The following is a 23,315-nucleotide window of genomic DNA, read 5'->3' as shown; positions in this document are numbered from 1 at the left end:
ACTGTTATATAGTCGCCCCCTCTCTACCGTTGCCGATGAGTGCCCCCATGTTCAACAAAGGATTGTTTCTGGCTTGCGCGCTTGCGCTGCTGAGCGCCTGTGATTCCTCCTCCACAGACAAACCCGCGCCAGCCGCAGCAGCCACGACTCAGGCAGCGGTTACCGACACAAAACCCAAACCCGCTGTCGACCTCGCCGCGCTGAGCAAACGCTATGCAGGACGAGCGCTGACGGTCATCGACGTATCGGAAATCCAGATCGACGGGGCAAGCGCCTTGTCGGTGAGCTTTTCCGTTCCGTTGGACCCGGAACAGGCATTCGCCGAAAAACTTCATCTGGTGGACAGCAAGAACGGCAAGGTCGACGGTGCCTGGGAGCTGTCGGATAACCTCATGGAATTGCGCCTGCGCCACCTGGAGCCGCAGCGCAAACTGGTACTGACCGTCGATGCCGGGCTGCAGGCCGTCAACAAGGCTGCGCTCGCTGCCGAATACATCAGCCGTCTGGAAACCCGCGATCTGCAAGCCACTGTCGGCTTCGCCAGCCGTGGCAGCCTGTTGCCGACGCGTCTGGCCGAGGGCCTGCCGGTCATCGCTCTGAACGTCGACAAAGTGGATGTCGAATTCTTCCGGGTCAAACCCGACTCGATGCCGAACTTCCTCGCCCAATGGGACGGTGCGTCGAGCCTTTCCAGCTACAGTTCCGAAGAACTGCTGCCTATGGCCGAGCTGGTCTACAGCGGCCGCTTCGACCTCAAGCCTGCGCGCAATACGCGTGAAACCCTGCTGCTGCCGATTGCCGGTATCAAACCCCTGCAGCAGCCAGGCGTTTATCTGGCGGTCATGCGCGCTTCGGGCACCTACAGCTACTCGCAGCCGGCAACCTTGTTCACCCTGAGTGATATCGGTCTGTCGGTACACCGTTACAGCAACCGTCTGGATGCCTTCACTCAGGCGCTCGAGGGCGGCAAGGCCCTGAGCGATGTGAGCGTCGACGTGTATGACGACAGCGGCAAGGTCGTCGCGCAAGGCAAGACCGACAGTGATGGCCACGCCCAACTGCCGTTGCCGGCCAAAGCCGCGGTGGTGCTGGCACACAAGGACGAACAGACCAGCATGCTGCGCCTGAACAGCTCGGCGCTGGACCTGGCCGAGTTCGACATCTCCGGCCCTCAGGCCCATCCGCTGCAATTCTTTATTTTCGGCCCGCGGGACTTGTATCGTCCCGGCGAAACCGTGCTGCTCAACGGCCTGCTGCGCGACAGCGACGGCAACAAGGTCAAGCCTCAGCCCATTACCGTCGAAGTGCGTCGCCCCGATGATCAGGTCAGCCGCAAGTTCGTCTGGGAAGCCGACAGCAACGGTTTCTACCAATATCCATTGCAGCTTGCCGACGAAGCGCCCACCGGACGCTGGCAGCTGGTTTTCGACCTGGGCGACGGCAAGCCCCAACTTTACGAGTTCAAGGTAGAAGACTTCCTGCCCGAGCGTCTGGCCCTGGAACTCAAGGGCAGCGACGTGCCGGTTGCGCCTGCCGACAATCCCGAGTTCGATATCACCGGCCGCTACCTTTATGGCGCGCCTGCCTCGGGCAATACCCTTGCCGGTCAGGTCTATGTCCGCCCGCTGCGCGAAGCAGTGGCGAAACTGCCGGGTTACCAATTCGGCTCGATCACCGAAGAAGACCTCAAGCATGACCTGGAGCTTGAGCCCGTGACGCTCGATGCCGAAGGCCACGCGACGCTGGCCGTGAAGAGCGAATGGACACAAGCCAGATCGCCGCTGCAACTGATTCTCCAGGCCAGCCTGCAAGAGTCCGGCGGGCGTCCGATCACCCGCCGTCTGGTACAACCCGTCTGGCCTGCCGAACAACTGCCCGGCCTGCGTCCGCTGTTCGGCAGCAGTGCGGGGAGTGATGACTACGACGATGAGGCCGGCAAGGGCGAAGCACAGACCAACGGTGACGGCCCGGCCGAGTTTGAAATCGTCATGGCCGATGCCGCCGGCAACAAGCTGGCCGCTGATAACCTGAAAGTCCGTCTGATTCGCGAACGCCGCGACTATTATTGGAATTACTCGGCCAACGATGGCTGGAGCTATCACTTCAACGAGAAATTCCTCAACCTGAACGAGGAAACCCTCAACATCACCAAGGACTCCACGGCCAAAATCAGCTTCCCGGTCGAGTGGGGCCCTTACCGCGTAGAAGTGGAAGATCCGTCCACCGGCATGGTCAGCAGTCTGCGTTTCTGGGCCGGCTATCGCTGGCAGGACAACACCGACGGCGGCGCGGTCAGGCCGGATCAGGTCAAGCTGGCGCTGGACAAACCGGCTTACAGCGATGGCGACACCGCCAATGTCACTATCACCCCGCCTGCTGCGGGCAAGGGCTATCTGCTGGTCGAGTCCAGTGAAGGTCCGCTGTGGTGGAAGGAAATCGACGTGCCCGCAGAAGGCAAGTCGTACGAAATCCCGCTGGACAAAAAGTGGGCGCGCCACGATCTGTACGTCACCGCCCTGGTAATACGTCCCGGCGAACGCAAGGCCAATATCACACCGAAACGCGCTGTGGGCGTGCTGCATCTGCCGTTGGACCGCACGCAACGCAAGCTGGCGCTGACCGTTACAGCACCGGAAAAGATGCGCCCCAAACAACCGCTTAAACTCAAGGTTGTTGCCAAAAACGCCGATGGCAGCGTACCTGGACAGGTCCATGTGCTGGTTTCGGCGGTGGACGTGGGTATTCTCAATATCACCCGCTATGCCACGCCAGATCCGTTTGCCAGCCTGTTTGGCCGCAAACAGTATGGCGCAGATCAACTGGACATCTATGGTCAGTTGATCGAAGCCGGCCAGGGCCGTCTGGCCAGCATGGCGTTCGGTGGCGATGCGCTGGCCAAAGGCGGCAAGCGTCCGGACACCAGCGTCACCATCGTGGCGCTGCAAAGTGCGCCGGTGACCCTGAACGACGCGGGCGAAGGTGAAGTCAGTGTCGACATTCCAGACTTCAACGGTGAACTGCGGGTCATGGCCCAGGCCTGGACCGACGACCGCTACGGAATGGCCGAGGCGAAAACCGTCGTGGCGGCCCCGATCATTGCCGAACTGTCCACGCCGCGCTTCCTCGCTGGCGGCGACCAGACCAGCGTCGCACTGGATGTCTCGAACCTGTCGGGCAAAGCGCAGAAGCTGGACGTGAAGATCAGCGCCGAAGGCCAGTTGAGCATTCCTGGCGGCGATCAGAGCAAATCCTTGCAACTCAAACAGGGCCAGCGCATCACCCTGAAGGTGCCGGTATTGGCGCAAGGCGGGCTGGGTCAGGGCAAAATCAAGGTCCTGGTCGAAGGCCTGGACCTGCCCGGCGAAAGTCTGCCGCCCTTCACTCGCGAGTGGACTGTCGGTGTGCGCCCCGCTTACCCGGCCATGCTCAGGCACTACCGCGCCACCCTCAATGAGCAGAGCTGGAACCTGCCGGAAGGCGCACTCGACGCGTTCGAGCCCGCCGGTCGTGAAGCGTTGCTATCGCTGTCGAGCCGTCCACCACTGAACCTTGGCGAACAGATTCGCGCCCTGAAGGCCTACCCTTACGGCTGCCTGGAGCAGACCGCCAGTGGCCTGTACCCATCGCTTTATGCCGACGCAGCAACCCTCAAGCGGCTTGGTCTGACCGGTGAAGCGGATACCGAACGCAGGCGCAAGGTCGAGATCGGCATCGAGCGCCTGCTGGGCATGCAGCGTTACAACGGCAGTTTTGGCCTGTGGGGCTCGGACAGCGACGAGGAATACTGGCTGACGGCCTATGTCACCGACTTCCTGCTGCGCGCTCGCGATCAGGGCTTTGCCGTGCCACCGGACGCGCTGAAGAAAGCCAGTGAACGACTGCTGCGCTACTTGCAGGATGCAGGTCAGATTCAGGTCAATTACAGCCAGAACGCCGAACACACGCGCTTTGCCGTACAAGCCTATGCCGGGCTGGTGCTGTCACGCAGTCAGCAGGCTCCGCTGGCGGCCTTGCGCAGCCTGTTCGACCGACGCAGCGATGCGCGTTCCGGCCTGCCGCTGGTGCAACTGGCGGTCGCGCTGGAAAAAATGGGCGACAAGCCGCGGGCCGATCTGGCCCTGACGGCAGGCCTGGCAGTCAGCCGCAAAAATGAGTGGCTGGCCGACTACGGCAGTTCGCTGCGGGATCAGGCGCTGATTCTGGCGTTGCTGGAGGAGAACGATATCGCCCGAGACAAACGCGATGAGCGTCTGTTTGCCCTGGCTGATGAAGTGGCTGCCAATCGTTACCTGTCCACGCAAGAAAGCAACTCGTTGTTCCTCGCCGGACGTAACCTGCTGGGCAAGCCTGAGAAGGACTGGACCGCGAGCATCGCCAGCGGCACTGAAACCCGCGAGTTGAGCAACAAACAGCCGGGCCTCAAGCTCGACGGTGCGCTGCTGGCCTCACCGTTTTCGGTGCGCAACCAGGGCAGCGAAACGCTTTACCAGCAATTGACCGTCTCCGGCTATCCAGCCCAGGCCCCGGCAGCAGGTGGCGAAAACCTGAGCATTCGTCGCGAATACCTGAGCCTGAGCGGCGCACCGCTCAACGTGGGCGCATTGAAAACCGGGCAACTGCTGCTGGTGCATCTGGAGATCGGTGCAAAACAGCGCGTGCCGGATGCCTTGGTGGTGGACTTGCTGCCTGCGGGCCTTGAGCTGGAAAACCAGAACCTGGCACAAAGCTCGGCCAGCCTGGAAGACGCCAGCGAGGAGGTGAAGACGATCCGTGAATCGATGGAGAATGCCGGGATCAAGCACCAGGAATATCGCGGTGATCGGTACGTGGCCGCGCTGGACATCGACGGCAGCAGCACCGTGCACTTGCTCTACCTGGCGCGCGCAGTCACGCCAGGTACATACCGGGTGCCGCCGCCGCAGGTCGAATCGATGTACCGCCCGAACTGGCAGGCTCTGGGCGAAGCGCCAGCGCAGATGGTGGTGAAGGGGAAATAATCGCTGACTGACTGACTGGTTGGTTGGTTGGTTGGTTGGTTGGTTGGAATGCGTACCTGTGGGAGCGAACTTGTTCGCGAAGGGGCCGGTACATCCGCTGAAGATGTATCGTCAGAAATAAAGCCTTCGAACAAGTTCGCTCCCACAAATACCAACCGAGTCGCTCCTTTCGCGAACAGGCAAAGCGTCGCTCCTTTCGCTCCCGCAGGTGGAGACGGAGTCAGCACATCAATGAATGATCCAGCTCAGCAACCAGAGGCCCAGCGCCAGCCAGATGATCCCGAGGATGATCGAAGCCCGCATGAATGCCCGCACGGCCGAGTACAGCAGCATCAGGCCGATGATCAGTGCGACGATACTGATCAGCGAAGTGTCCATGCCCAATGTGCGAGACAGGCCATCGACAAAATTTCCTCCAGCATGGGTGAAACCGTTGAACAACCACGCCAGACCGTCGACGAAGAAGCGAATCACTGCGCCGATGGCCTGCCCGAGCCATTCAAAAAAGCCTTCTACCTGCATATGTACGTCCTGATTGGGGTCGTGAGGAAAATGATCTGTCCGCTTTGGCCGTCGCAAGGCGTTTCAGGTTCCGTGGATCATAAAGGCTCTTTGCGTTGAAACCTGAATTTCTTCTGCATCTGCGGCAAAAACTCACGTGGCTGACAGGCGCGATCCTGCTGATAATCACCTTGCTCTGGCTGGCGGATCGACTGTGGCCGTTACCGCTGCCCAAAGACGATCTGGCCCGCGTCGTGCTGGCCGAGGACGGTACGCCGCTGTGGCGTTTTGCCGACGCCAACGGCGTGTGGCGCTACCCGGTCAGCAACGAGCAGGTTTCGCCCTATTACCTCGAAGCCCTGCTGACCTACGAAGACCGCTGGTTCTACAGTCATCCTGGCGTTAACCCGCTGGCGCTGGTACGCGCCACCTGGCAAAACCTCCACGGCGCTCGGGTGGTATCCGGTGGCAGTACGCTATCAATGCAGGTGGCGCGTCTGCTCGACCCTCATTCGCGTACGTTATCCGGCAAATTTCGCCAGCTGTGGCGCACATTGCAGCTTGAGTGGCACTTGTCCAAGGATCAGATCCTCAGCCTGTATCTCAATCGCGCTCCGTTTGGCGGTACGCTGCAAGGCGTGGCTGCCGCCAGTTGGGCCTACCTGGGCAAATCACCGCAAAACCTGACCCGCGCCGAGGCTGCCTTACTGGCCGTGTTGCCACAGGCTCCGAGCCGTCTGCGTCCGGATCGACATCCGCAACGCGCGCAGCTTGCCCGCGACAAGGTCCTGAGGCGCCTGGCCGAGTTTCAGGTGTGGCCGCAATCGAGCGTGGACGAGGCACTGGAAGAACCGTTATGGCTGGCACCGCGACAGGAACCCAGCCTTGCGCCCCTGCTCGCCCGTCGCCTGAATCGGCCGGACAGCCCGCCGCTGATTCGCACCACGCTGGATGCATCGTTGCAAAGACGCATGGAAGACCTGCTCATGGGCTGGCGCGCGCGCCTTCCGGAACGCACGTCGGCGGCGATTCTGGTGGTCGAGGCGGAAAACATGGCGGTGCGCGCCTACGTAGGCTCGGTGGATATCAATGATGCCAGGCGTTTCGGGCATGTAGACATGGTGACAGCCCTGCGCTCGCCGGGCTCGACGCTCAAGCCATTTCTGTACGGCATGGCCATGGACGCCGGGCTGATCCACTCCGAATCACTGATGCAGGATGTGCCACGACGCTACGGAGACTATCGGCCGGGCAACTTTTCGACCGGTTTCGGTGGCCCGGTGGCGGCCAGCTCGGCGCTGTCGATGTCCCTCAACCTGCCTGCCGTGCAGTTACTGGAAGTCTATGGGCCGAAACGCTTCGCCGCCGAACTGCGCAATGGTGGCGTACCGCTGACCCTGCCGCCGCTGGCCGAACCGAATCTGGCACTCATTCTCGGCGGCGCGGGCAGTCGGCTGGAGGATCTGGTTACCGGGTACAGCGCTTTCGCTCGCGGCGGACGAAGCGCCGATGTTCGATTGCAACCGCAAGACAGACTGCGCGAGCGGCGGATGATGTCGCCAGGAGCCGCGTGGATCATCCGGCGCATTCTCAGCGGCCAGTCGCGTCCGGATATCGACCCGCGCGCCGAGCTGGTGCAGCGCCCGCAACTGGCCTGGAAGACCGGCACCAGCTATGGCTTCCGCGATGCCTGGGCGATTGGCGTGGGGCCGCGTTTTCTGGTCGGTGTATGGATCGGACGCCCGGACGGCACGCCAGTACCGGGGCAGTTCGGACTGGCCTCGGCAGCGCCACTGATGCTTCAGGTTCACGACGTGCTGGTCAATCGCGACAGCCAGCGCGGTATCGCCGCAGCGGTTCAACCGGTGCCACTGAATGTCGGCGTAGCGGCGATCTGCTGGCCGCTGGGGCAGCCCATGAACAAAAGCGACCCTGATTGCCGCCGCCAACGCTTCGCCTGGACACTGGACGGCACCACACCACCCACCCTGCAAGCAGCCGATCAACCGCTCGGTCTGGGTTTGCAGGAACGTATCTGGGTGAATGCCAAGGGATTGCGCGTGGCTGCCAGTTGCCCGGACGCTCAGGCGCAGGAGATCGCTCTCTGGCCTGCACCTCTGGAACCCTGGCTGCCGAAGGCCGAGCGTCGCGAAGCAAGGCTGCCGCCGGCCGACCCGGAATGTCCGCCACAGAACCTGAACCTGGCACCACCTCTGAGCATCGTCGGCGTGCGCGACGGCGACAACCTGCGTCTGCCCGCCAACAGCCGCCAGGCTTTGCGCCTGAAACTCTCGGCCCTGGGTGGCAGTGGACGCCGCTGGTGGTTTATCGATGGCACCCCCTTGGCGGACACCGACACCCGGCAAGACTTCACCCCGACCCTGAGCAAACCGGGTCGTTATCAGTTAAGTGTGCTGGATGAAAGCGGTCAGACCGCGAGGGTAGAGTTCAGCGTGGTGAAGTAAGCCCGACTTCGACAATTGCGCATCCCGCCTGGAGGCAGTCTGGAGGCAGCAATGTAGGGATGCTCTGCTTTCGACTCAAGGCCGCGACCCAGTCGGGCCAGTACCTGCCGTCACTGGACCTGAAAGATTTTCGGCTCGGGGAACAGGTTGTTGAGGGTTTCCAGCAGGCGAACGTGGTAGATCGGTTTGCGGAACAGGTCCAGCACGTGCAGGCGCAGCAGATCGCTGACGTCGTCCATGTCGGCATGGCCGGAAGTCACGATCACCGGCAGGTGCTGGCGCGAAGTGTGTTCGCGCAGATGACGGATCAACTGGATGCCGCTTTCCTCCGGCATCCGCAGATCGGTGATCACCAGCGCGATATCCGGATGGGCCGTCAACTGTTGTAGGGCCACCTTCACGGAAGAGGCCGTAAAGCAACAGAACCCCTCGCCTTCGAGCAGTTCTGCAAGCTCGTCGTTTGCGTCCTCTTCGTCATCAACCAACAGCAGTTGTTGGCGGGTAGGATGGACAGCCATTTAGTTATCTCGACAGGAATGAACTCAGAGCACAATTATAAACTAACTCGCCGCCGTGCCACCCAGTGCGGTGATAATTTCATTGAACCTTGCTTTGATCGCGGTCCCCATTGGCGTCACCATTGCAAACAACACCAGTGCCACCATCGCAACGATAATGGCGTACTCAATGGCTGAAGCGGCCTCTTTATCTTTGATAAACGACTGAATACGAGTGTAGACGCTGACGTACAACTGGGTAAGGAACATCTCATTTCTCCTTGCGCCTTCAAGGCGCCGATAAACCGTCTTGCGCATGGATCCCCTTGCAATACCAGCATTGCCTTCAATCAAAAAACCCACAATCTCAATAAAGCATTAACCGGAAAGTTATAGGTCCGGCTGCCCCCGTCGTTGCTCGGCCAAACGCTATGTCATTCACTCAACAGCATTTTTATACCAACGCATAATGGCGTTCTGGGTGCCATGAGCTACCGTCAAATAACGGACGGGTAAGTCGTCCGTCAGCCACTGTTTGCGACGTTGCCGCACCGGGTTGAGGTTGTCCTGCGATGACAAAGGGAAAGTTGCCATGAGCAGTCGCATTACCATGGTGCTTGCGGTCCTGTTTCTGCTGGGGGCGTTGATTGCCGGGTATCTGGGCATCGCCGTCAGCAAACCGGCCGAGGCGCCTGCAGTTGTCAATGAGCCCACGGTGCCTGTCACCCCCGAAACAACGACTCGAACGCCCGTGACTCCGCCAGTCGAGGAGGCACTGCGCCACAGTGTTGTGGTTTTAGCCCGCGACGTACCGGCCTACACCCCGATCACGGCTGACGACCTGACCATTGAACGCCTCAAGGTCGCCCCGCCTGGAGGCTTCGAGCACGTCGACAAGGTCGTTGGCCGCAGCAGCTGGCGCACGCTGACCGCCGGAACCTGGCTCAGTGAGAGCAGTTTTGAAGCCGGCGGTACGTTGGCGCGGATGATTCGGCCACATGAGCGGGCGCTGGCATTGCAGGTCGATGAAGTGATCGGCGCAGCCGGACAACTCAGCCCTGGCGACTTTGTGGATGTACTGCTTTACCTGCCTGAGGACGTCAGCAACCCGAATCGCTCCAGCCAGGTGGCCGTGCCCGCCCTGCGAATTCTCGGTGTTGGCGCACTGCTCGGCCCGGATCGCAACGGCAAGCCAGTGCAGGACATCAACGCTGACGAACGCCTTAAACAGGAGCAGCAACGGCTCAACGCCCGAACAGTCACCGTTGCGGTGCCGGAGGCGCTTGTAGCGCGGCTGATGCTGGCTTCGCAGACCGGTGTCCTGCGCCTGGCTGTGCGCAGTGCCGACGAAGGCAATCTCCAGGCTTACTGGGCGAACGAAGCCAGTAGCCTTGATGTTGCCGAACGGCTGGACACCGCCAACCGCCAGTTGGTGAGCTTCAGGCAATTGAGCCTGAGCCCGGCCAGTCCGCCAACACCTGGCGCAACCGCTCGTACGCCTCGCGCAGTCGAAGTCATACGCGGCAACCAGATCACGCAACAAACTCCCTGATTGAGCAAGGATTGCATTTGATGAGCTGTTGTTCCGTGCCAGTTACAAAACCCGGATTGCTGGCGTTAGCCTTCGCGGCCTTGTCCGCGCCTTCCGCCTGGGGTGCCTCCGGCAACTGTGCCGGGCTTGCGGCCATGCCTGCCGCGATGGAAATCGATCAAGGCATTCAGCAGGAAGTGCGCTCTCCTGTAGCCATCACCCGAATTGCCGTGGGAGACCCGAAAATCGCCGACGTGCACGTCAACGGCAGTGACGGTTTTCTGTTGACCGGCGTGGCGCAGGGCACGACCAGTCTGATGGTCTGGACGGCCTGCGCAAGCGCCCCGCGTCAGAGCATGGTGTTCGTGCGCGGCCGTGCGACGGCGTCGATGATAGAGAGCGTCACCGCGCCCTCTGCCGATGCTCAACTACCTAGCCAGGTGCAGACCGACATTCGCTTTATCGAAGTCAGCCGCACCAAGCTCAAGGAGGCCAGCACCTCGATATTCGGCAAGGGCTCGAACAACTTTCTGTTCGGCGCACCTGGCACGGTGCCCGGCGTCAATGTCACACCCGGCACCGTAAGCGGCACCAGGCCGAGCATTCCGCTGAACAACAGCAATTTCAATATCGTCTGGGGCGGTGGCAGCAGCAAGGTGCTGGGCATGATCAACGCCATGGAAAACAGCGGCTACGCGTACACCCTGGCACGTCCCAGCCTGGTCGCGCTCAATGGGCAAAGCGCGAGCTTTCTGGCCGGAGGGGAATTCCCGGTGCCGGTGCCCAATGGCGAGAGCAATGGTATTTCCATCGAGTACAAGGAATTCGGCGTACGCCTGACCCTGACCCCGACCGTCGTAGGCCGGGACCGGATTCTGCTCAAAGTCGCACCGGAAGTCAGCGAACTGGATTTCTCTGCCGGTATCACCATCGCCGGGACCACCGTGCCCGCGCTCAACATCCGGCGCACCGACACCAGCATCGCACTTGCCGACGGAGAAAGCTTCGTGGTCAGCGGGCTGATCAGTTCCAGCAACAGCGGCTCGGTAGACAAGTTTCCCGGCCTGGGTGACATCCCGATTCTCGGTGCATTTTTTCGCAGTTCGCAAATTCAGCGCGACGAACGCGAACTGCTGATGATCGTTACCCCGCATCTGGTTCAACCGCTGGCTGCCAACGCCCGGTTGCCCTCGCTGCCGGGCGAGGGGCTGCGCACGTACGACCCAAGCTTTCCACGCCTGTATTTTCTGGAAAACGGCGACTTCGACCGCCGCGACGGGTTATCCAAATGAGTCAGAGCCTGAGCCAGACGTTCCTGGCAATCACCCGCAACAATACTGATCTGGAATGGCTGCAAAGTGCGCTGGGCTCACTGGGCCAGGTGGTCAGTGCCGGAACGGGCAGCCTGGACGATCTGCTGGCGCTGGTCGACGTGACCTTCGCCAGCGTGGTGTTCGTCGGGCTGGACCGTGAGCATTTGATGACGCAGAGCGCCTTGATCGAAAGCGCACTGGAAGCCAAGCCGATGCTGGCCATCGTTGCGCTCGGCGATGGCATGGATAACCAGTTGGTACTCAACGCCATGCGCGCCGGGGCCAGGGATTTTGTCGCCTACGGTTCTCGCTCCAGTGAGGTTGCCGGTCTGGTCAGACGTCTGAGCAAGCGCCTGCCCGCCGTGACGCCCAACCCGAACATGAGTGGCCTTTCGGTGCTGTATGGCGCGCAAAGCGATGACGACGGGGCCTTGATCGCAACGCACCTGGCAATGGTGGTGCACAAGGCCGGGCAACGCACGCTGCTGCTGGACCTCGGTCTGCCTCGCGGAGACAGCCTGCTGATGCTTGGCCTTGAATCAACCTTCAGCTTCGGCGATGCGCTGCGCCACTTGCGCAGGCTGGATGCCACGCTGATCGACAGTGCGTTCACCACCAGCGAAAGCGGCCTGCGCATTCTGGCGTACAGCGAAGCCGACGATCATCTGGAGCAGTCCAGCGCCGCAGAGCTTTACATGCTGCTCAGCGCCCTGCGCCAGCATTTTCAGCATGTGGTCGTGAACCTTGTGGGGCAGCCGGACAGTGAGGCGCTGCGCTCGCTGGTCAGTCATTGCGACCAGTTGCTGTGGTACAGCGACCAGAGCGTGCTGGGCTGTCGACGCAACCTCACAGTACTCAATAACTGGCGCGAAAAAGGCATGAAGATGCAGCACGCCGGTCTGCTGGTCGATCGCTATCAGCGGTCGGTCGCCCCCAATTCGGAAACCGTGGGCAAGACCTTTGGCCTGCCGGTGCTTGCCGTACTGCCGCTTGCCCCGGAACTGCGTCTCAACGCCAAGAACCAGGGCGTGACGCTGTTCGAGCTGGCGTCACGCGATGCGCTGCGCACCGGGCTGCGGCGGCTTGGCGAGCATCTGGCGCGTCATGCCGAGGCTCACGACAAGCCCGATCAGGGCTGGCTCGCTCGACTGTGGGGGAACAGGTAATGCCGGAAAAACTGTTTGGCGTCTCGTCACGCACGCAAGGCAAGGCCGACGACGGGCAAGGCCTGAAACTGGTGCTGCACCGTTACATCATCGATGGCATCGAAGAAAGCGGCAAAAACCTGCTTGAAGGCTCGCGACCGGCACTGGCGCAATTTGTCATCGACAAGGTGGCGGAATACGTTGCGCGGCTGCGACTGGCCATCTCGCGTTACGAAATGGAGCGCCTGGCTGAAGAGCTGGTCGATGAACTGACCGGCTTCGGCCCGCTGGAAGTGTTGCTGCGCGACACGTCGGTCACGGAAATTCTGGTCAACGGGCCAGGCAAGGTGTTTGTCGAGCGCGATGGCGTGCTGCACCACACCGACCTGCGCTTTATCGATTCGCACCATGTCGAACGTGTGATGCAGCGCATTCTCGCGCCCCTCGGACGGCGACTGGACGAGTCCTCGCCCATGGTCGATGCCCGCCTGCCCGACGGCAGCCGGGTCAATGCCATCATTCCGCCGATTGCGCTGGACGGCCCTTGCCTGTCGATCCGGAAATTTCGCAAGGACATGCTCAAGAGCGCGGATCTGGTGGCGATGCAAACCATCGATCAGTCGATTTTCGAATTCTTTCAGGAAGCCGTGGGCAAGCGCTGCAACATTCTGGTCAGCGGCGGCACGGGCACAGGCAAGACCACCATGCTCAACGTGTTGAGCCAGTTGATCGACAGCAATCAGCGCCTGGTCACCATCGAGGATGTTGCCGAACTGCAGCTCAGCCACCCGCACGTGGTTCGTCTGGAAACCCGCCCGCCGAATGCCGAGGGGCATGGCGAGGTACGCGCCAGCGACCTGATTCGCAACTCGCTGCGGATGCGCCCGGACCGCATCATCCTCGGCGAAATCCGTGGCGTCGAAGTGCTGGATGTATTGACGGCGATGAACACCGGTCATGACGGCTCGATGAGTACCGTTCACGCCAACAATGCCCAGGATGCGCTGCTGCGTCTGGAAACGCTGGTCGGCCTGACCGGACGACTGATCCCGGAAAAAACCCTGCGCCAGATGGTCTGCGCGGCGCTGGATGTGATTATCCAGCTGGCGCGCCTGCCAGACGGTCGGCGCTGTGTCAGCGAAGTGGTGGAAGTGGTCGGCCTGCGCGATGACATCTATGTCACCAATACCCTGTTCCGCCTTGATCGTCGCACCGGCGTCGGCTTCATGCGCGAAGCCGCGCACGCCGCCGGCGACAAGCTGCGGCCTGGCTACTGACGTGAGCCGGGAGGCCGCATGAATGCATCAATGGTGCTCGGTCTGATTGCCCTGCTGCTGCTGATGGTGTCCATTCGCATGTTCTACCTCGCGCTCAATCAGGGCGCCCGTGAACGGGTCAGGCAGCGCCTGACGGCCGGGCAAGTCCAGCCAGTGGCCAGGAAAGCGGGATGGACTTACCTGGATCGGACCTTTTTACGTGCGGGGCTGGGCCAGCCGACCGAACGCATCGGCCTGGCGTTGTCGCTGTATGCGCTGCTGATCCTGATCGGCTATGGGCTGGGCGGTGTCGTCGGCGCGGTCAGCGCGCTGCTGGCGGTGCCCGTGATCCTGCGCATATTCGTTTCGTGGCGCTATGAAGTGCGCGTGCGTCGCATGATCCAGCAATTGCCGCAGTTGCTCGACCATACCGTGCGAAGCCTGAAATCCGGCAGAACCCTGGCCGACGCCGTGCTGCACGGTATCGACGCTACGGACCAGCCACTCAAGGATGGCATGAGCCGTATCGAGCGTAATGTACAACTGGGGGTCAGCTTGCCGGATGCCGCACGGGACTTTGCCGAGCTGTATGAGCGCGACGAGTTTCACCTGTTTGCCCTCGGCCTGCGGGTCAATCATCGGTATGGCGGCAATGCCAGCGAGCTGATGGAAAACCTGATCAAACTGATTCGCGACCGCGAACAGGCCGGTCGCCAATTGCGCGCAATGACCGGTGAAACCCGCATGACCGCGATAGTGCTGGCGCTGCTGCCGGTGGGTATGGCCGGTTACTTTCTGGCGGTGAACCCCAACTACCTGCTGAATATGTGGAGCGATGGCAGCGGACAGGTCATGTTGAGCATGGCGTTCGGCCTACAGGCAACAGGGTGTGTGGTGCTGTGGCGCATGCTGAGGAGCATCTGAGATGGAGCTGATATTCGCTGCCCTGATGCTCGCCGCTGCTGCATTTTTGCTGCTGTCAGGCATGGCTCGCCAAAGACGCAACGAACGCCTGGTGGCTCAACGGTTGCGCGGACGAGTGATACGCGAAAGCCGTATCGGCAGCCTGTTGCGGTTACTCGGCGATACTCGCATCGGTCAGCGCAGTATCAGCCTGGATTCGGAAACCCAGGTGCTGCTCAACCGCATCGGTTGGCGACGTGCCAGCAAACGCTCACTGTTTGCCGCGTGTCAGGTCGGCGTGCCAATCGGCCTGATGACCATGATCATTCTGGTCCAACTGCTTTTTTTCAAAGGCATCGAGCAGCCGTTCATTGCGCCGATATTTGCCTTGGGAATCGGCTATCTGCTGCCCAAGCGAATACTCGCGGCCGTCGCGAAGCGTCGACAGAAAAAAGTGGTGGTGGAAATTTCCACATTTATCCCGTTGCTGCGCATCCTTTTCGAGTCCGGCATGGCGGTCGAGCAGACGCTGCGAGTGCTGAGCGATGAAGGCAAGGAGCTGCTGCCGGTGCTGTCCGAAGAGATCCGCGTGGTGCTGATGCGGGTCGATTCAGGCCTGGAACTGGGCGAAGAACTCAGAAAAACCGCTGCCCTGCTGGCCGTGGACGAGCTGAGCGACACCTGTGTGATCCTCAACCAACTGATTCATCAGGGCGGTGGCGCATTGAAGTCCCTGCTCACGCTCAAACAACTGATTGACGACCGACGCCTGACACGCCTGCAGGAATACATTTCCAAACTGTCGGCAAAGATGTCGGTGGTCATGATGGTGTTTTTGTTTCCAGCCCTGCTGATCGTGCTGGCCGGGCCGGGATTTATCGCCATAAGCCGCGCACTGGGCAGTTGAACCCCGGTGTCGCCCGCGCACGAAAGGACGCATTGCAATGAAACCAGTGATCGCACTACTCGGGCTACTCCTGCTGGGCGGATGTGCCAGTGATGGGAGTGCGTTATGGACGCAGGCCACGGCCAGACCCGGCCAGTGCCCAAAACTGACATCGGATCAGGAGTTCTCTCTGAACCTGGCCCAGAACATGGCTGACGAAGGACGCCTGCATGCCAGCCTCGCCAACCTGGAAAGCCTGCCGGACAGTCTGGGCGAGGTCCGCCTGCGCAAGGCGCGGGTATTGCGGCTTCTGGGCAGCAGTGAAGCCGAGCCGCTGTATCGCAGTCTGCTTGGCACCTGTCGGGCCGCCGAGGGTGAGCATGGACTGGGACAACTGGCCGCAGCCCGTGGCGACAATGTACTGGCTCAGCAACACCTGCTGACGGCCAGCAAGCTGCAACCGACTGATGAAAAGATCCGCAACGATCTGGGCGTTGTGTACCTCAATCAGCTGAAGCTGGAACAGGCGCGTTTTCAGTTCCTGACGGCCATGGAGCTCAAACAGTCCGATCCGCTGGCGGCAATCAATCTGGCCACCTTGCTGATCTACCAGAACAAATGGACACAAGCCGCCGAACTGGCATCCCGCGCCGGGCTGACGCCCGAGCAGGTCACCGAGGCCCAGGCGCGAGCCGAAAAAATCGGCAAAACACCGGCCAACCCGCTCGCGTCCGTCAGGACAACAGGAGTCCAACCATGAAAGGTGTAACCATCGGCAGCATGGTCATGCTGCTTATAGCCGGCAGTGCCTGGGCCGCGGGCGACGAGCAATCACCTTCTGCGCAGAAACAGACCGAAACCTGGCTGCAACTGCAGGCCAGCGGCAAGGCCGCCTCGACGACGCCGCAGGTCAACACCGCCGCAGAGCGTGACCTGAGCCTGCAGCGCTGGCTTGAAACCTACAAGTACGCAATCCCCGAGCATTACGAACAGGAGGCTGGCGGCAACTTCTCATCGGGTAGCAAGTAGCCTCGCTGGATGGTTCCGTTACCTGACTGACACTGCCCCTTACAAACCTCGTATCAGCAGGCTGTGGAACACTCCGTTATCATGCGCGGACTTTCGAGATTCGAGATTGCCATGCGCCGTTTGCTCTGCCTGATGTTATTGATCCTGGCCCTGCCCGCTTCCGGTGCCGGACTGCTGGACAGCCGCCCGTCGCCAACCCTCGGAGGCGGCTCGCTGGACAACAGCAAGGACTTCCTGCCTGTGCGTCAGGCCTTTCAACTGAGCCTGATCGAAACCACGCCTGAATCGCTCAAGCTGAGACTGGTCGCCACCGATGGCTATTACCTGTATCGCCATCGTTTCCAGTTCCGCACAGAGCCTGCCGATGTTGGTCTGGGCGAAGCACAACTGCCCAAAGGCGAACAGAAACACGATGAGTACTTTGGCGATGTCGAGGTCTATCACGGCATTCTCGACATCACCCTGCCACGCAACCCCGGCGAGCAACGCCCTTTCACGCTCGCCGTCACGTACCAGGGCTGCGCTGACAAAGGCCTGTGCTATCCACCTGAAACCGAGCGTCTGAGCATTGGTGATGTGGCTGCAAGCCTGGCCGCACCGGCATCTGCAAACACCACAACCACCGCAGCAGCCTGGAGCTGGAAAGAACTGGCGCTGTTTTTCCTCGCAGGCGTAGGCCTGACGTTCACCCCTTGTGTGCTGCCGATGCTGCCGATTCTGTCCGGCGTTGTATTGCGCGGACAGGTTGGCGGCCTGCGCGGGCTGAGCCTGTCACTGGCCTATGTGTTACCGATGGCGGCCTGTTTTGCCCTGCTGGGTGCACTGATGGGCGTGTTCGGCGCGGGCCTGAATCTTCAGGCACGGCTGCAATCCGCATGGGTGCTGGTGCCATTCTCGGCATTCTTCGTGATTTTTGCCGTGGCCATGTTTGGCGCTTTCGAGTTGCGCCTGCCGCAGGCGATCAGTTCACGCCTGGACCGTATCGCAGGCAAGACCGAAGGTGGATCATTGTGGGGGGCAGCGGTGCTGGGCGTAGTCTCCAGCCTGCTGGTGTCGCCGTGCGTGTCGGCCCCTCTGGCCGGCGCGCTGCTGTACATCAGTGCCAGCGGCGATGCTGTCGGCGGGGCCTTGAAGCTGTTTGCTCTGGGCCTGGGAATGGGCGCGCCGTTACTGCTGATCGCAACCGGTGGCGCCACCTGGCTGCCGAAAAGCGGCCCCTGGCTGGTGACCGTCAAAAACGCCATCGGCGTGCTGCTGCTGGCACTGGCGATCGGCCTGCTGAGCCGCGTTCTGCCAGGTCAGATCACGTTACTGCTGGTGGGTCTGCTGTCGGCTGGCGTCGCGCTGTTTCTCGGTGCACTGGAATTCACCGAAAAGACCACACGACAGAAACTCGCCCAACTGCTTGGTCTGGCGCTGCTGGTCTATGCGCTGGCCTGCTGGTATGGCGCGCTGTCCGGGCAGACCGACCCCATGCGTCCGCTGGGCCGGGAATACCTGGCGGCAAACAATGGCACAGTCGCCTCGAACCCGAGTCAGTGGCAGACGATCAGCACGTCCGCCGAACTGGACCGTGTGATGCAGGAAGCCCGGGACGCGGGTAAACCGCTGCTGCTCGACTGGTATGCCGACTGGTGCATCAGTTGCAAGGTCATCGAACACGAAGTTCTGCCGGATCCGGGGGTCGTCGCCGGTTTGTCGGGTTACAGCCTGATCCGCTTCGACATGACCGACAGCAATGCGGAGCAACGCGCCTTGCTCGATCGCTACAAGCTGTTCGGTCCACCGGCGCTGCTGTTTTTCGCTAAAAACGGCGAAGAGCTGCAAACAGTTCGGGTTGTCGGCGAAATCGACGCAGCAGGGCTGATCGAGCGCCTGAACAGGGCAAATGACCAAAACTAAAGCCTGAGTCACAAACTTTGCGCGAATATCGCTCATCGTGCTGGCTACTGTTGTTAACTGGACAGTCCATTGCCCTTCCGGCATAGTCGCCGGGCGTAAACCGCTCGCAGACAATAAAAGGAACACGCAATGGCGACTATCCTGGTCCTGCACGGACCCAACCTGAACCTGCTGGGCACTCGGGAACCCGGGGTCTACGGCACTATCACCCTGCCTCAGATCAATCAGGATCTGGAGCAACGCGCTCGCGATGCCGGTCACCATCTGATGTATCTGCAAAGCAATGCCGAGTACGAACTGATCGACCGTATTCACGCCGCTCGCGGTGAGGGTGTGGACTTTATTTTGATCAACCCGGCCGCTTTTACGCACACAAGCGTTGCAATACGTGACGCGCTGATGGGAGTGAGCATCCCATTCATCGAAGTGCATTTATCGAACGTGCACAAACGCGAACCTTTCCGCCATCACTCCTACTTTTCAGATGTCGCTGTAGGAGTGATCTGCGGCCTTGGCGCCAGCGGTTACCGACTGGCCCTGGAGGCCGCCCTGGAACAACTGGCCGTAAATGCCAAGCCATGAGTGATCCGGCCCTGCGCCGGCCCACGGTTTGAACTTACAGCCTAAATGCCCTGACAGAACCTTGGGAGTTGATGATTGATGGATATTCGCAAAGTCAAGAAACTGATCGAACTGCTGGAAGAGTCCGGCATCGACGAGCTGGAAATACGTGAAGGCGAAGAGTCCGTACGGATCAGCCGTCACAGCAAGACGCCAGCGCAGCCTTACTACGCCCCTGCCCCGGTTGCTGCGCCAGTTGCCGCACCGGCTCCGGCTGCAGCCCCTGCTGCTGCAGAAGCGCCATCGGCTCCGAAACTGAACGGCTTTGTGGTCAAGTCGCCAATGGTCGGTACGTTCTACCGCACCCCGGCACCTACTTCGCCTGCATTCGTCGAAGTCGGCCAGACCGTCAAGAAAGGCGACACCATCTGCATCGTCGAAGCGATGAAAATGATGAACCACATCACGGCAGAAGCCAGCGGTGTGATCGAATCCATCCTGGTAGAAAACGGTCAGCCGGTTGAGTATGACCAGCCGCTGTTCACAATCGTTTGACCCGGGGAGAGCCTGCGATGTTGGAAAAAGTTCTAATCGCCAACCGCGGCGAAATTGCCTTGCGCATCTTGCGTGCCTGTAAAGAACTGGGCATCAAGACCGTCGCTGTACACTCCACGGCAGATCGCGAGTTGATGCACCTGGGCCTGGCGGATGAAACCGTCTGCATTGGTCCGGCACCGGCCAATCTGTCCTACCTGAACATCCCGGCGATCATTTCGGCTGCCGAAGTGACCGGCGCCACCGCGATCCACCCTGGCTACGGATTTCTCGCAGAGAACGCCGATTTCGCCGAACAGGTCGAAAAGTCGGGTTTTGCCTTCATCGGCCCGAAAGCAGACACCATCCGCCTGATGGGCGACAAGGTGTCTGCCAAGGACGCCATGAAGCTGGCCAACGTGCCCACCGTTCCGGGTTCCGACGGCCCGCTGCCGGAAGACGAAGCAACCGCTCTGCGCATCGGTCGTGAAGTCGGTTATCCGGTGATCATCAAGGCCGCCGGTGGCGGTGGTGGTCGCGGCATGCGTGTGGTTCATCGCGAAGAAGACCTGATCGAAGCTGCCTCCCAGACTCGCGCCGAAGCAGCGGCCTGGTTCAGCAACCCGATGGTCTACCTGGAAAAATACCTGACCAACCCGCGCCACGTGGAAGTCCAGGTGATTTCCGATGGCCAGGGCCAGGCGATCCACCTGGGCGATCGCGACTGCTCGCTGCAGCGTCGTCACCAGAAGGTTCTGGAAGAAGCACCGGCACCGTTCATCGACGAACAGGCGCGTACGGATGTTCTGGCGGCCTGCGTCAAGGCGTGTATCGACATCGGCTATCGCGGCGCGGGGACTTTCGAGTTCCTGTACGAAAACGGTCGTTTCTACTTCATCGAGATGAACACCCGTGTTCAGGTGGAGCACCCGGTATCCGAAATGGTCACCGGTATCGACATCGTCAAGGAGATGCTCAGCATCGCCGCCGGCAACAAGCTGTCGTACACCCAGGATGACGTGGTCATCAAGGGTCATGCGCTGGAATGCCGGATCAACGCCGAAGACCCGAAAACCTTCGTCCCGAGCCCTGGTCTGGTCAAGCACTTCCATGCACCGGGCGGCAACGGCGTACGGGTTGATTCGCACCTGTACAGCGGTTACAAGGTGCCGTCCAACTACGACTCGCTGATCGGCAAGGTGATCACCTGGGGCGCGACCCGCGAAGAAGCCATGGCACGCATGCGCAATGCCCTGGACGAAATCGTGGTCGACGGGATCAAGACCAACATCCCGCTGCACCGTGATCTGACCCGTGATGAAGGCTTCTGCGAAGGCGGCGTCAACATCCACTACCTGGAGCACAAACTGGCCAATCAATAAGCCAGTGTGTTTCAGAACGACAAAGCCGCAGTGATGCGGCTTTGTTGTTTGCAGCACATAGCAGTAAACTTGCCCGCTTCCTGCGGCCGCACCGGCCGTTCAAGTCGCACCTATTTCAAGATCGAAGGTAATCCGCCATGCCTTGGCTGCAAGTCCGTCTCGCCATCAGCCCAGAACAAGCCGAAACCTACGAAGACGCCCTTCTCGAAGTCGGTGCCGTGTCCGTGACATTCATGGACGCCGAAGACCAGCCGATTTTCGAGCCAGAACTCAATACCACGCCACTATGGGCACACACCCACCTGCTTGCGCTGTTCGAAGCTGACACCAACGCCGAGATGGCCCTGGCCCACCTGAGCCTGCTCACGGGAGAAGAACTGCCCGAGCACAGCGCCGAGGTCATCGAAGATCAGGACTGGGAACGCAGCTGGATGGATAACTTCCAGCCGATGTGCTTCGGCAAGCGCCTGTGGATCGTGCCGAGCTGGCATGCCGCGCCGCAACCGGACGCCGTGAACCTGCTGCTTGATCCGGGCCTTGCATTCGGCACCGGAACCCACCCCACCACTGCGCTGTGCCTCGAGTGGCTGGATGGCCAGGACCTCACAGGCTGCAACGTGCTGGATTTCGGTTGTGGCTCGGGCATCCTGGCGATTGCGGCCTTGTTGCTGGGTGCCGAGCAGGCCGTCGGTACCGACATCGACGTGCAGGCACTGGAAGCCTCTCGTGACAACGCCGGACGCAACAATATCGCTGCCGAACGCTTTCCGCTGTACCTGCCCGAGGACCTCCCGCACCAGCAGGCCGACGTACTGGTCGCCAACATTCTGGCTGGCCCGCTGGTCTCTCTGGCACCGCAACTGGCCACACTGATCAGGACCGGAGGTCGCCTGGCACTGTCAGGCATTCTGGCCGAACAGGGCGAGGAAGTCGCTGCGGCCTATGCTGACAGCTTTGATCTGGACCCGATCGCAAACCGAGATGGCTGGGTACGCATCACGGGGAGCCGCCGTTAACCGCCGCTTCAACCGGACAGCCGCATGACCGACAGTTTCGTCACCCAGTGCCCGCACTGCCAGACCAGTTTCAGAGTCAGCCACGCCCAACTGAGCGTGGCCCGCGGCGTGGTGCGATGCGGAGCCTGCCTGCAGGTTTTCAACGCTGCCCGACAGCTGCTCGAACAGCGCGCCATCGACGACTCCGAAAAGGAGGCCCGGACCGCCTTGCCGGTCGTCGCCGACAAGCCCGAACCAGAGCCCCTGTCGACGCACGAGCCCGAGCCGAAATCAGGGCCGGACAAGACGCCGGAAGACGATGACCCCTGGCAGGTCAGCGAGCTGGATCTGGACAACCTGAATCTGGACGAAGAACTGGCTCGCCTCGAACAGCGCAAAGCCCGACGTCCCGACACCTTTAGCCGTCCGGCCAGTGATAGCGGCAATAACGATACAAGCCTGACGGCGAAGCGCGACAATCGCCAGACCGACGAGGCTGCGTGGGTCGACACGCTGCATAACGATGATGTCGAACGTTTGCCGGAGCTGCATGCAGAGGTCGTCCCGGACACCGACTTGCATGACGAACCGCAGCCTGTGCCGGACGACAAGCGTACCGAGCCGTCGCTGTCCCTTGACAAGCACCTGGACGATGACGAGCCCGTCGTACTTGTTACCCCATCACGCAAAAGCCTGCCTGCCGAGAAACCGGAACGCTGGTCAGCCGTTGACGACGAGGATGATCGGGACGAGGACCACGAGCCTGAACCCGAACCGCGCGGCAGACGCAGCCGTAACGAACCGGCAGTACGCGATCAGGCACTTCTTGACCTGACTGACGATCCTTTGCAGCTGGACTGGCAACGCCCGAAACCGCGCTGGGGCCGACGCTTCGCGTGGGGCCTGTTGATTCTGCTGGCGCTGGCAGGCCTGGCGGGCCAGTACGTCTGGTACCATTTCGATCAGTTGGCGCGACAGGACCAGTATCGTCCGTGGTTCCAGCAGATCTGCCCGCAAATTGGCTGCAAGGTGCCGACCAAGGTCGATATATCCCAGCTCAAGAGCAGCAACCTGGTGGTGCGCAGTCATCCCGAGTTTCAGGGAGCTCTGGTGGTAGACGCGATCATCTACAACCGCGCCTCGTTTTCGCAGCCATTCCCCCTGCTGGAATTGCGCTTTTCCGATACCAGCGGTCAGTTGATTGCCAGTCGTCGGTTCAAGCCAGGTGAATACCTGAGTGGCGAAATGGCCGGCAAGGAAGAGATGCCGCCCCAGACGCCGATCCATATTGCGCTGGATATCCTTGATCCAGGTGCCAAGGCTGTGAACTACAGCCTGAACTTCCGTTCGCCGGAATGACAACGCTGCTGCCGCAGCGTCGGCCTTAATTGATGCAATAAAGGCTTTTCAAGCCATAG

Annotated in this window: 19 protein-coding genes; 16 read left to right on the top strand and 3 right to left on the bottom strand. The window is 61.0% G+C overall.

Annotated features, from left to right (window positions below):
- Positions 1-47 precede the first annotated feature (47 nt).
- Positions 48-4,997: an alpha-2-macroglobulin family protein gene (locus ALO80_RS01345; RefSeq protein WP_055007662.1), complete on the top strand. Its 4,950-nt coding sequence runs from the start codon at positions 48-50 to the stop codon at positions 4,995-4,997.
- 228 nt (positions 4,998-5,225) lie between these two features.
- On the opposite strand, the gene ALO80_RS01340 is transcribed toward ALO80_RS01345, so the two are convergent.
- Positions 5,226-5,519 (bottom strand): hypothetical protein, encoded by a 294-nt coding sequence (locus ALO80_RS01340; RefSeq protein ID WP_002555356.1) that lies wholly within the window; start codon positions 5,517-5,519, stop codon positions 5,226-5,228.
- 95 nt (positions 5,520-5,614) lie between these two features.
- Here ALO80_RS01340 and pbpC point away from each other — a divergent pair, with 95 nt between their 5' ends.
- Positions 5,615-7,963, top strand: a complete 2,349-nt coding sequence (gene pbpC / locus ALO80_RS01335; RefSeq protein ID WP_055007661.1) for a peptidoglycan glycosyltransferase PbpC — start codon at positions 5,615-5,617, stop codon at positions 7,961-7,963.
- A gap of 110 nt (positions 7,964-8,073) precedes the next feature.
- On the opposite strand, the gene ALO80_RS01330 is transcribed toward pbpC, so the two are convergent.
- Positions 8,074-8,481 (bottom strand): response regulator, encoded by a 408-nt coding sequence (locus ALO80_RS01330; protein WP_055007660.1) that lies wholly within the window; start codon positions 8,479-8,481, stop codon positions 8,074-8,076.
- Positions 8,482-8,523: 42 nt separating this feature from the next.
- Positions 8,524-8,730: a Flp family type IVb pilin gene (locus ALO80_RS01325; protein ID WP_054986575.1), complete on the bottom strand. Its 207-nt coding sequence runs from the start codon at positions 8,728-8,730 to the stop codon at positions 8,524-8,526.
- 322 nt (positions 8,731-9,052) lie between these two features.
- Between ALO80_RS01325 and cpaB the strand changes: the two genes are divergently transcribed.
- From cpaB to ALO80_RS01255, 14 genes are all read left to right on the top strand, one after another.
- Entirely contained in the window at positions 9,053-10,012 is a 960-nt protein-coding gene (gene cpaB / locus ALO80_RS01320; protein ID WP_055007659.1) for a Flp pilus assembly protein CpaB, read from the top strand.
- A gap of 20 nt (positions 10,013-10,032) precedes the next feature.
- Entirely contained in the window at positions 10,033-11,283 is a 1,251-nt protein-coding gene (locus ALO80_RS01315) for a type II and III secretion system protein family protein (RefSeq protein ID WP_055007658.1), read from the top strand.
- Positions 11,280-12,470 (top strand): AAA family ATPase, encoded by a 1,191-nt coding sequence (locus ALO80_RS01310; protein ID WP_055007657.1) that lies wholly within the window; start codon positions 11,280-11,282, stop codon positions 12,468-12,470. The genes ALO80_RS01315 and ALO80_RS01310 overlap by 4 nt, the downstream gene beginning before the upstream one ends.
- Complete coding sequence (locus tag ALO80_RS01305) at positions 12,470-13,726, top strand: CpaF family protein (protein ID WP_055007656.1); 1,257 nt, start codon at positions 12,470-12,472, stop codon at positions 13,724-13,726. The genes ALO80_RS01310 and ALO80_RS01305 overlap by 1 nt, the downstream gene beginning before the upstream one ends.
- Before the next feature lie 18 nt (positions 13,727-13,744).
- On the top strand, positions 13,745-14,629 hold the full coding sequence (locus tag ALO80_RS01300; protein WP_055007655.1) for a type II secretion system F family protein: 885 nt from the start codon (positions 13,745-13,747) through the stop codon (positions 14,627-14,629).
- 1 nt (position 14,630) lies between these two features.
- Positions 14,631-15,515: a type II secretion system F family protein gene (locus tag ALO80_RS01295; RefSeq protein WP_055007654.1), complete on the top strand. Its 885-nt coding sequence runs from the start codon at positions 14,631-14,633 to the stop codon at positions 15,513-15,515.
- A 37-nt stretch (positions 15,516-15,552) separates the two neighbouring features.
- Positions 15,553-16,254 carry a tetratricopeptide repeat protein gene (locus tag ALO80_RS01290; protein ID WP_055007653.1) on the top strand — a complete coding sequence of 234 codons (702 nt, stop codon included), beginning with the start codon at positions 15,553-15,555 and terminating at the stop codon, positions 16,252-16,254.
- The gene (locus ALO80_RS01285; RefSeq protein ID WP_055007652.1) at positions 16,251-16,523 is read left to right on the top strand and encodes a DUF3613 domain-containing protein; all 273 of its coding nucleotides are present in this window, start codon (positions 16,251-16,253) and stop codon (positions 16,521-16,523) included. The genes ALO80_RS01290 and ALO80_RS01285 overlap by 4 nt, the downstream gene beginning before the upstream one ends.
- A 111-nt stretch (positions 16,524-16,634) precedes the next feature.
- Entirely contained in the window at positions 16,635-18,425 is a 1,791-nt protein-coding gene (locus ALO80_RS01280) for a protein-disulfide reductase DsbD (protein WP_259641136.1), read from the top strand.
- Positions 18,426-18,554: 129 nt separating this feature from the next.
- Positions 18,555-19,007, top strand: coding sequence for a type II 3-dehydroquinate dehydratase (aroQ, locus tag ALO80_RS01275; protein WP_054986585.1), 453 nt, complete (start codon positions 18,555-18,557; stop codon positions 19,005-19,007).
- A 78-nt stretch (positions 19,008-19,085) separates the two neighbouring features.
- The gene (gene accB / locus ALO80_RS01270; RefSeq protein WP_055007650.1) at positions 19,086-19,541 is read left to right on the top strand and encodes an acetyl-CoA carboxylase biotin carboxyl carrier protein; all 456 of its coding nucleotides are present in this window, start codon (positions 19,086-19,088) and stop codon (positions 19,539-19,541) included.
- 17 nt (positions 19,542-19,558) lie between these two features.
- Complete coding sequence (gene accC / locus ALO80_RS01265; protein WP_055004760.1) at positions 19,559-20,902, top strand: acetyl-CoA carboxylase biotin carboxylase subunit; 1,344 nt, start codon at positions 19,559-19,561, stop codon at positions 20,900-20,902.
- Between the two features lie 137 nt (positions 20,903-21,039).
- Positions 21,040-21,918 carry a 50S ribosomal protein L11 methyltransferase gene (gene prmA, locus ALO80_RS01260; protein WP_055007649.1) on the top strand — a complete coding sequence of 293 codons (879 nt, stop codon included), beginning with the start codon at positions 21,040-21,042 and terminating at the stop codon, positions 21,916-21,918.
- A gap of 24 nt (positions 21,919-21,942) precedes the next feature.
- Positions 21,943-23,256 carry a DUF3426 domain-containing protein gene (locus tag ALO80_RS01255; protein ID WP_055007648.1) on the top strand — a complete coding sequence of 438 codons (1,314 nt, stop codon included), beginning with the start codon at positions 21,943-21,945 and terminating at the stop codon, positions 23,254-23,256.
- Positions 23,257-23,315 lie beyond the last annotated feature (59 nt).

This window comes from Pseudomonas caricapapayae (assembly GCF_001400735.1).
In the GTDB taxonomy this organism is placed as follows: Bacteria; Pseudomonadota; Gammaproteobacteria; order Pseudomonadales; family Pseudomonadaceae; genus Aquipseudomonas; species Aquipseudomonas caricapapayae.
The sequence above is the reverse complement of the archived record's forward strand: the minus strand, read 5'-3'. Positions and strand labels throughout refer to the sequence as shown.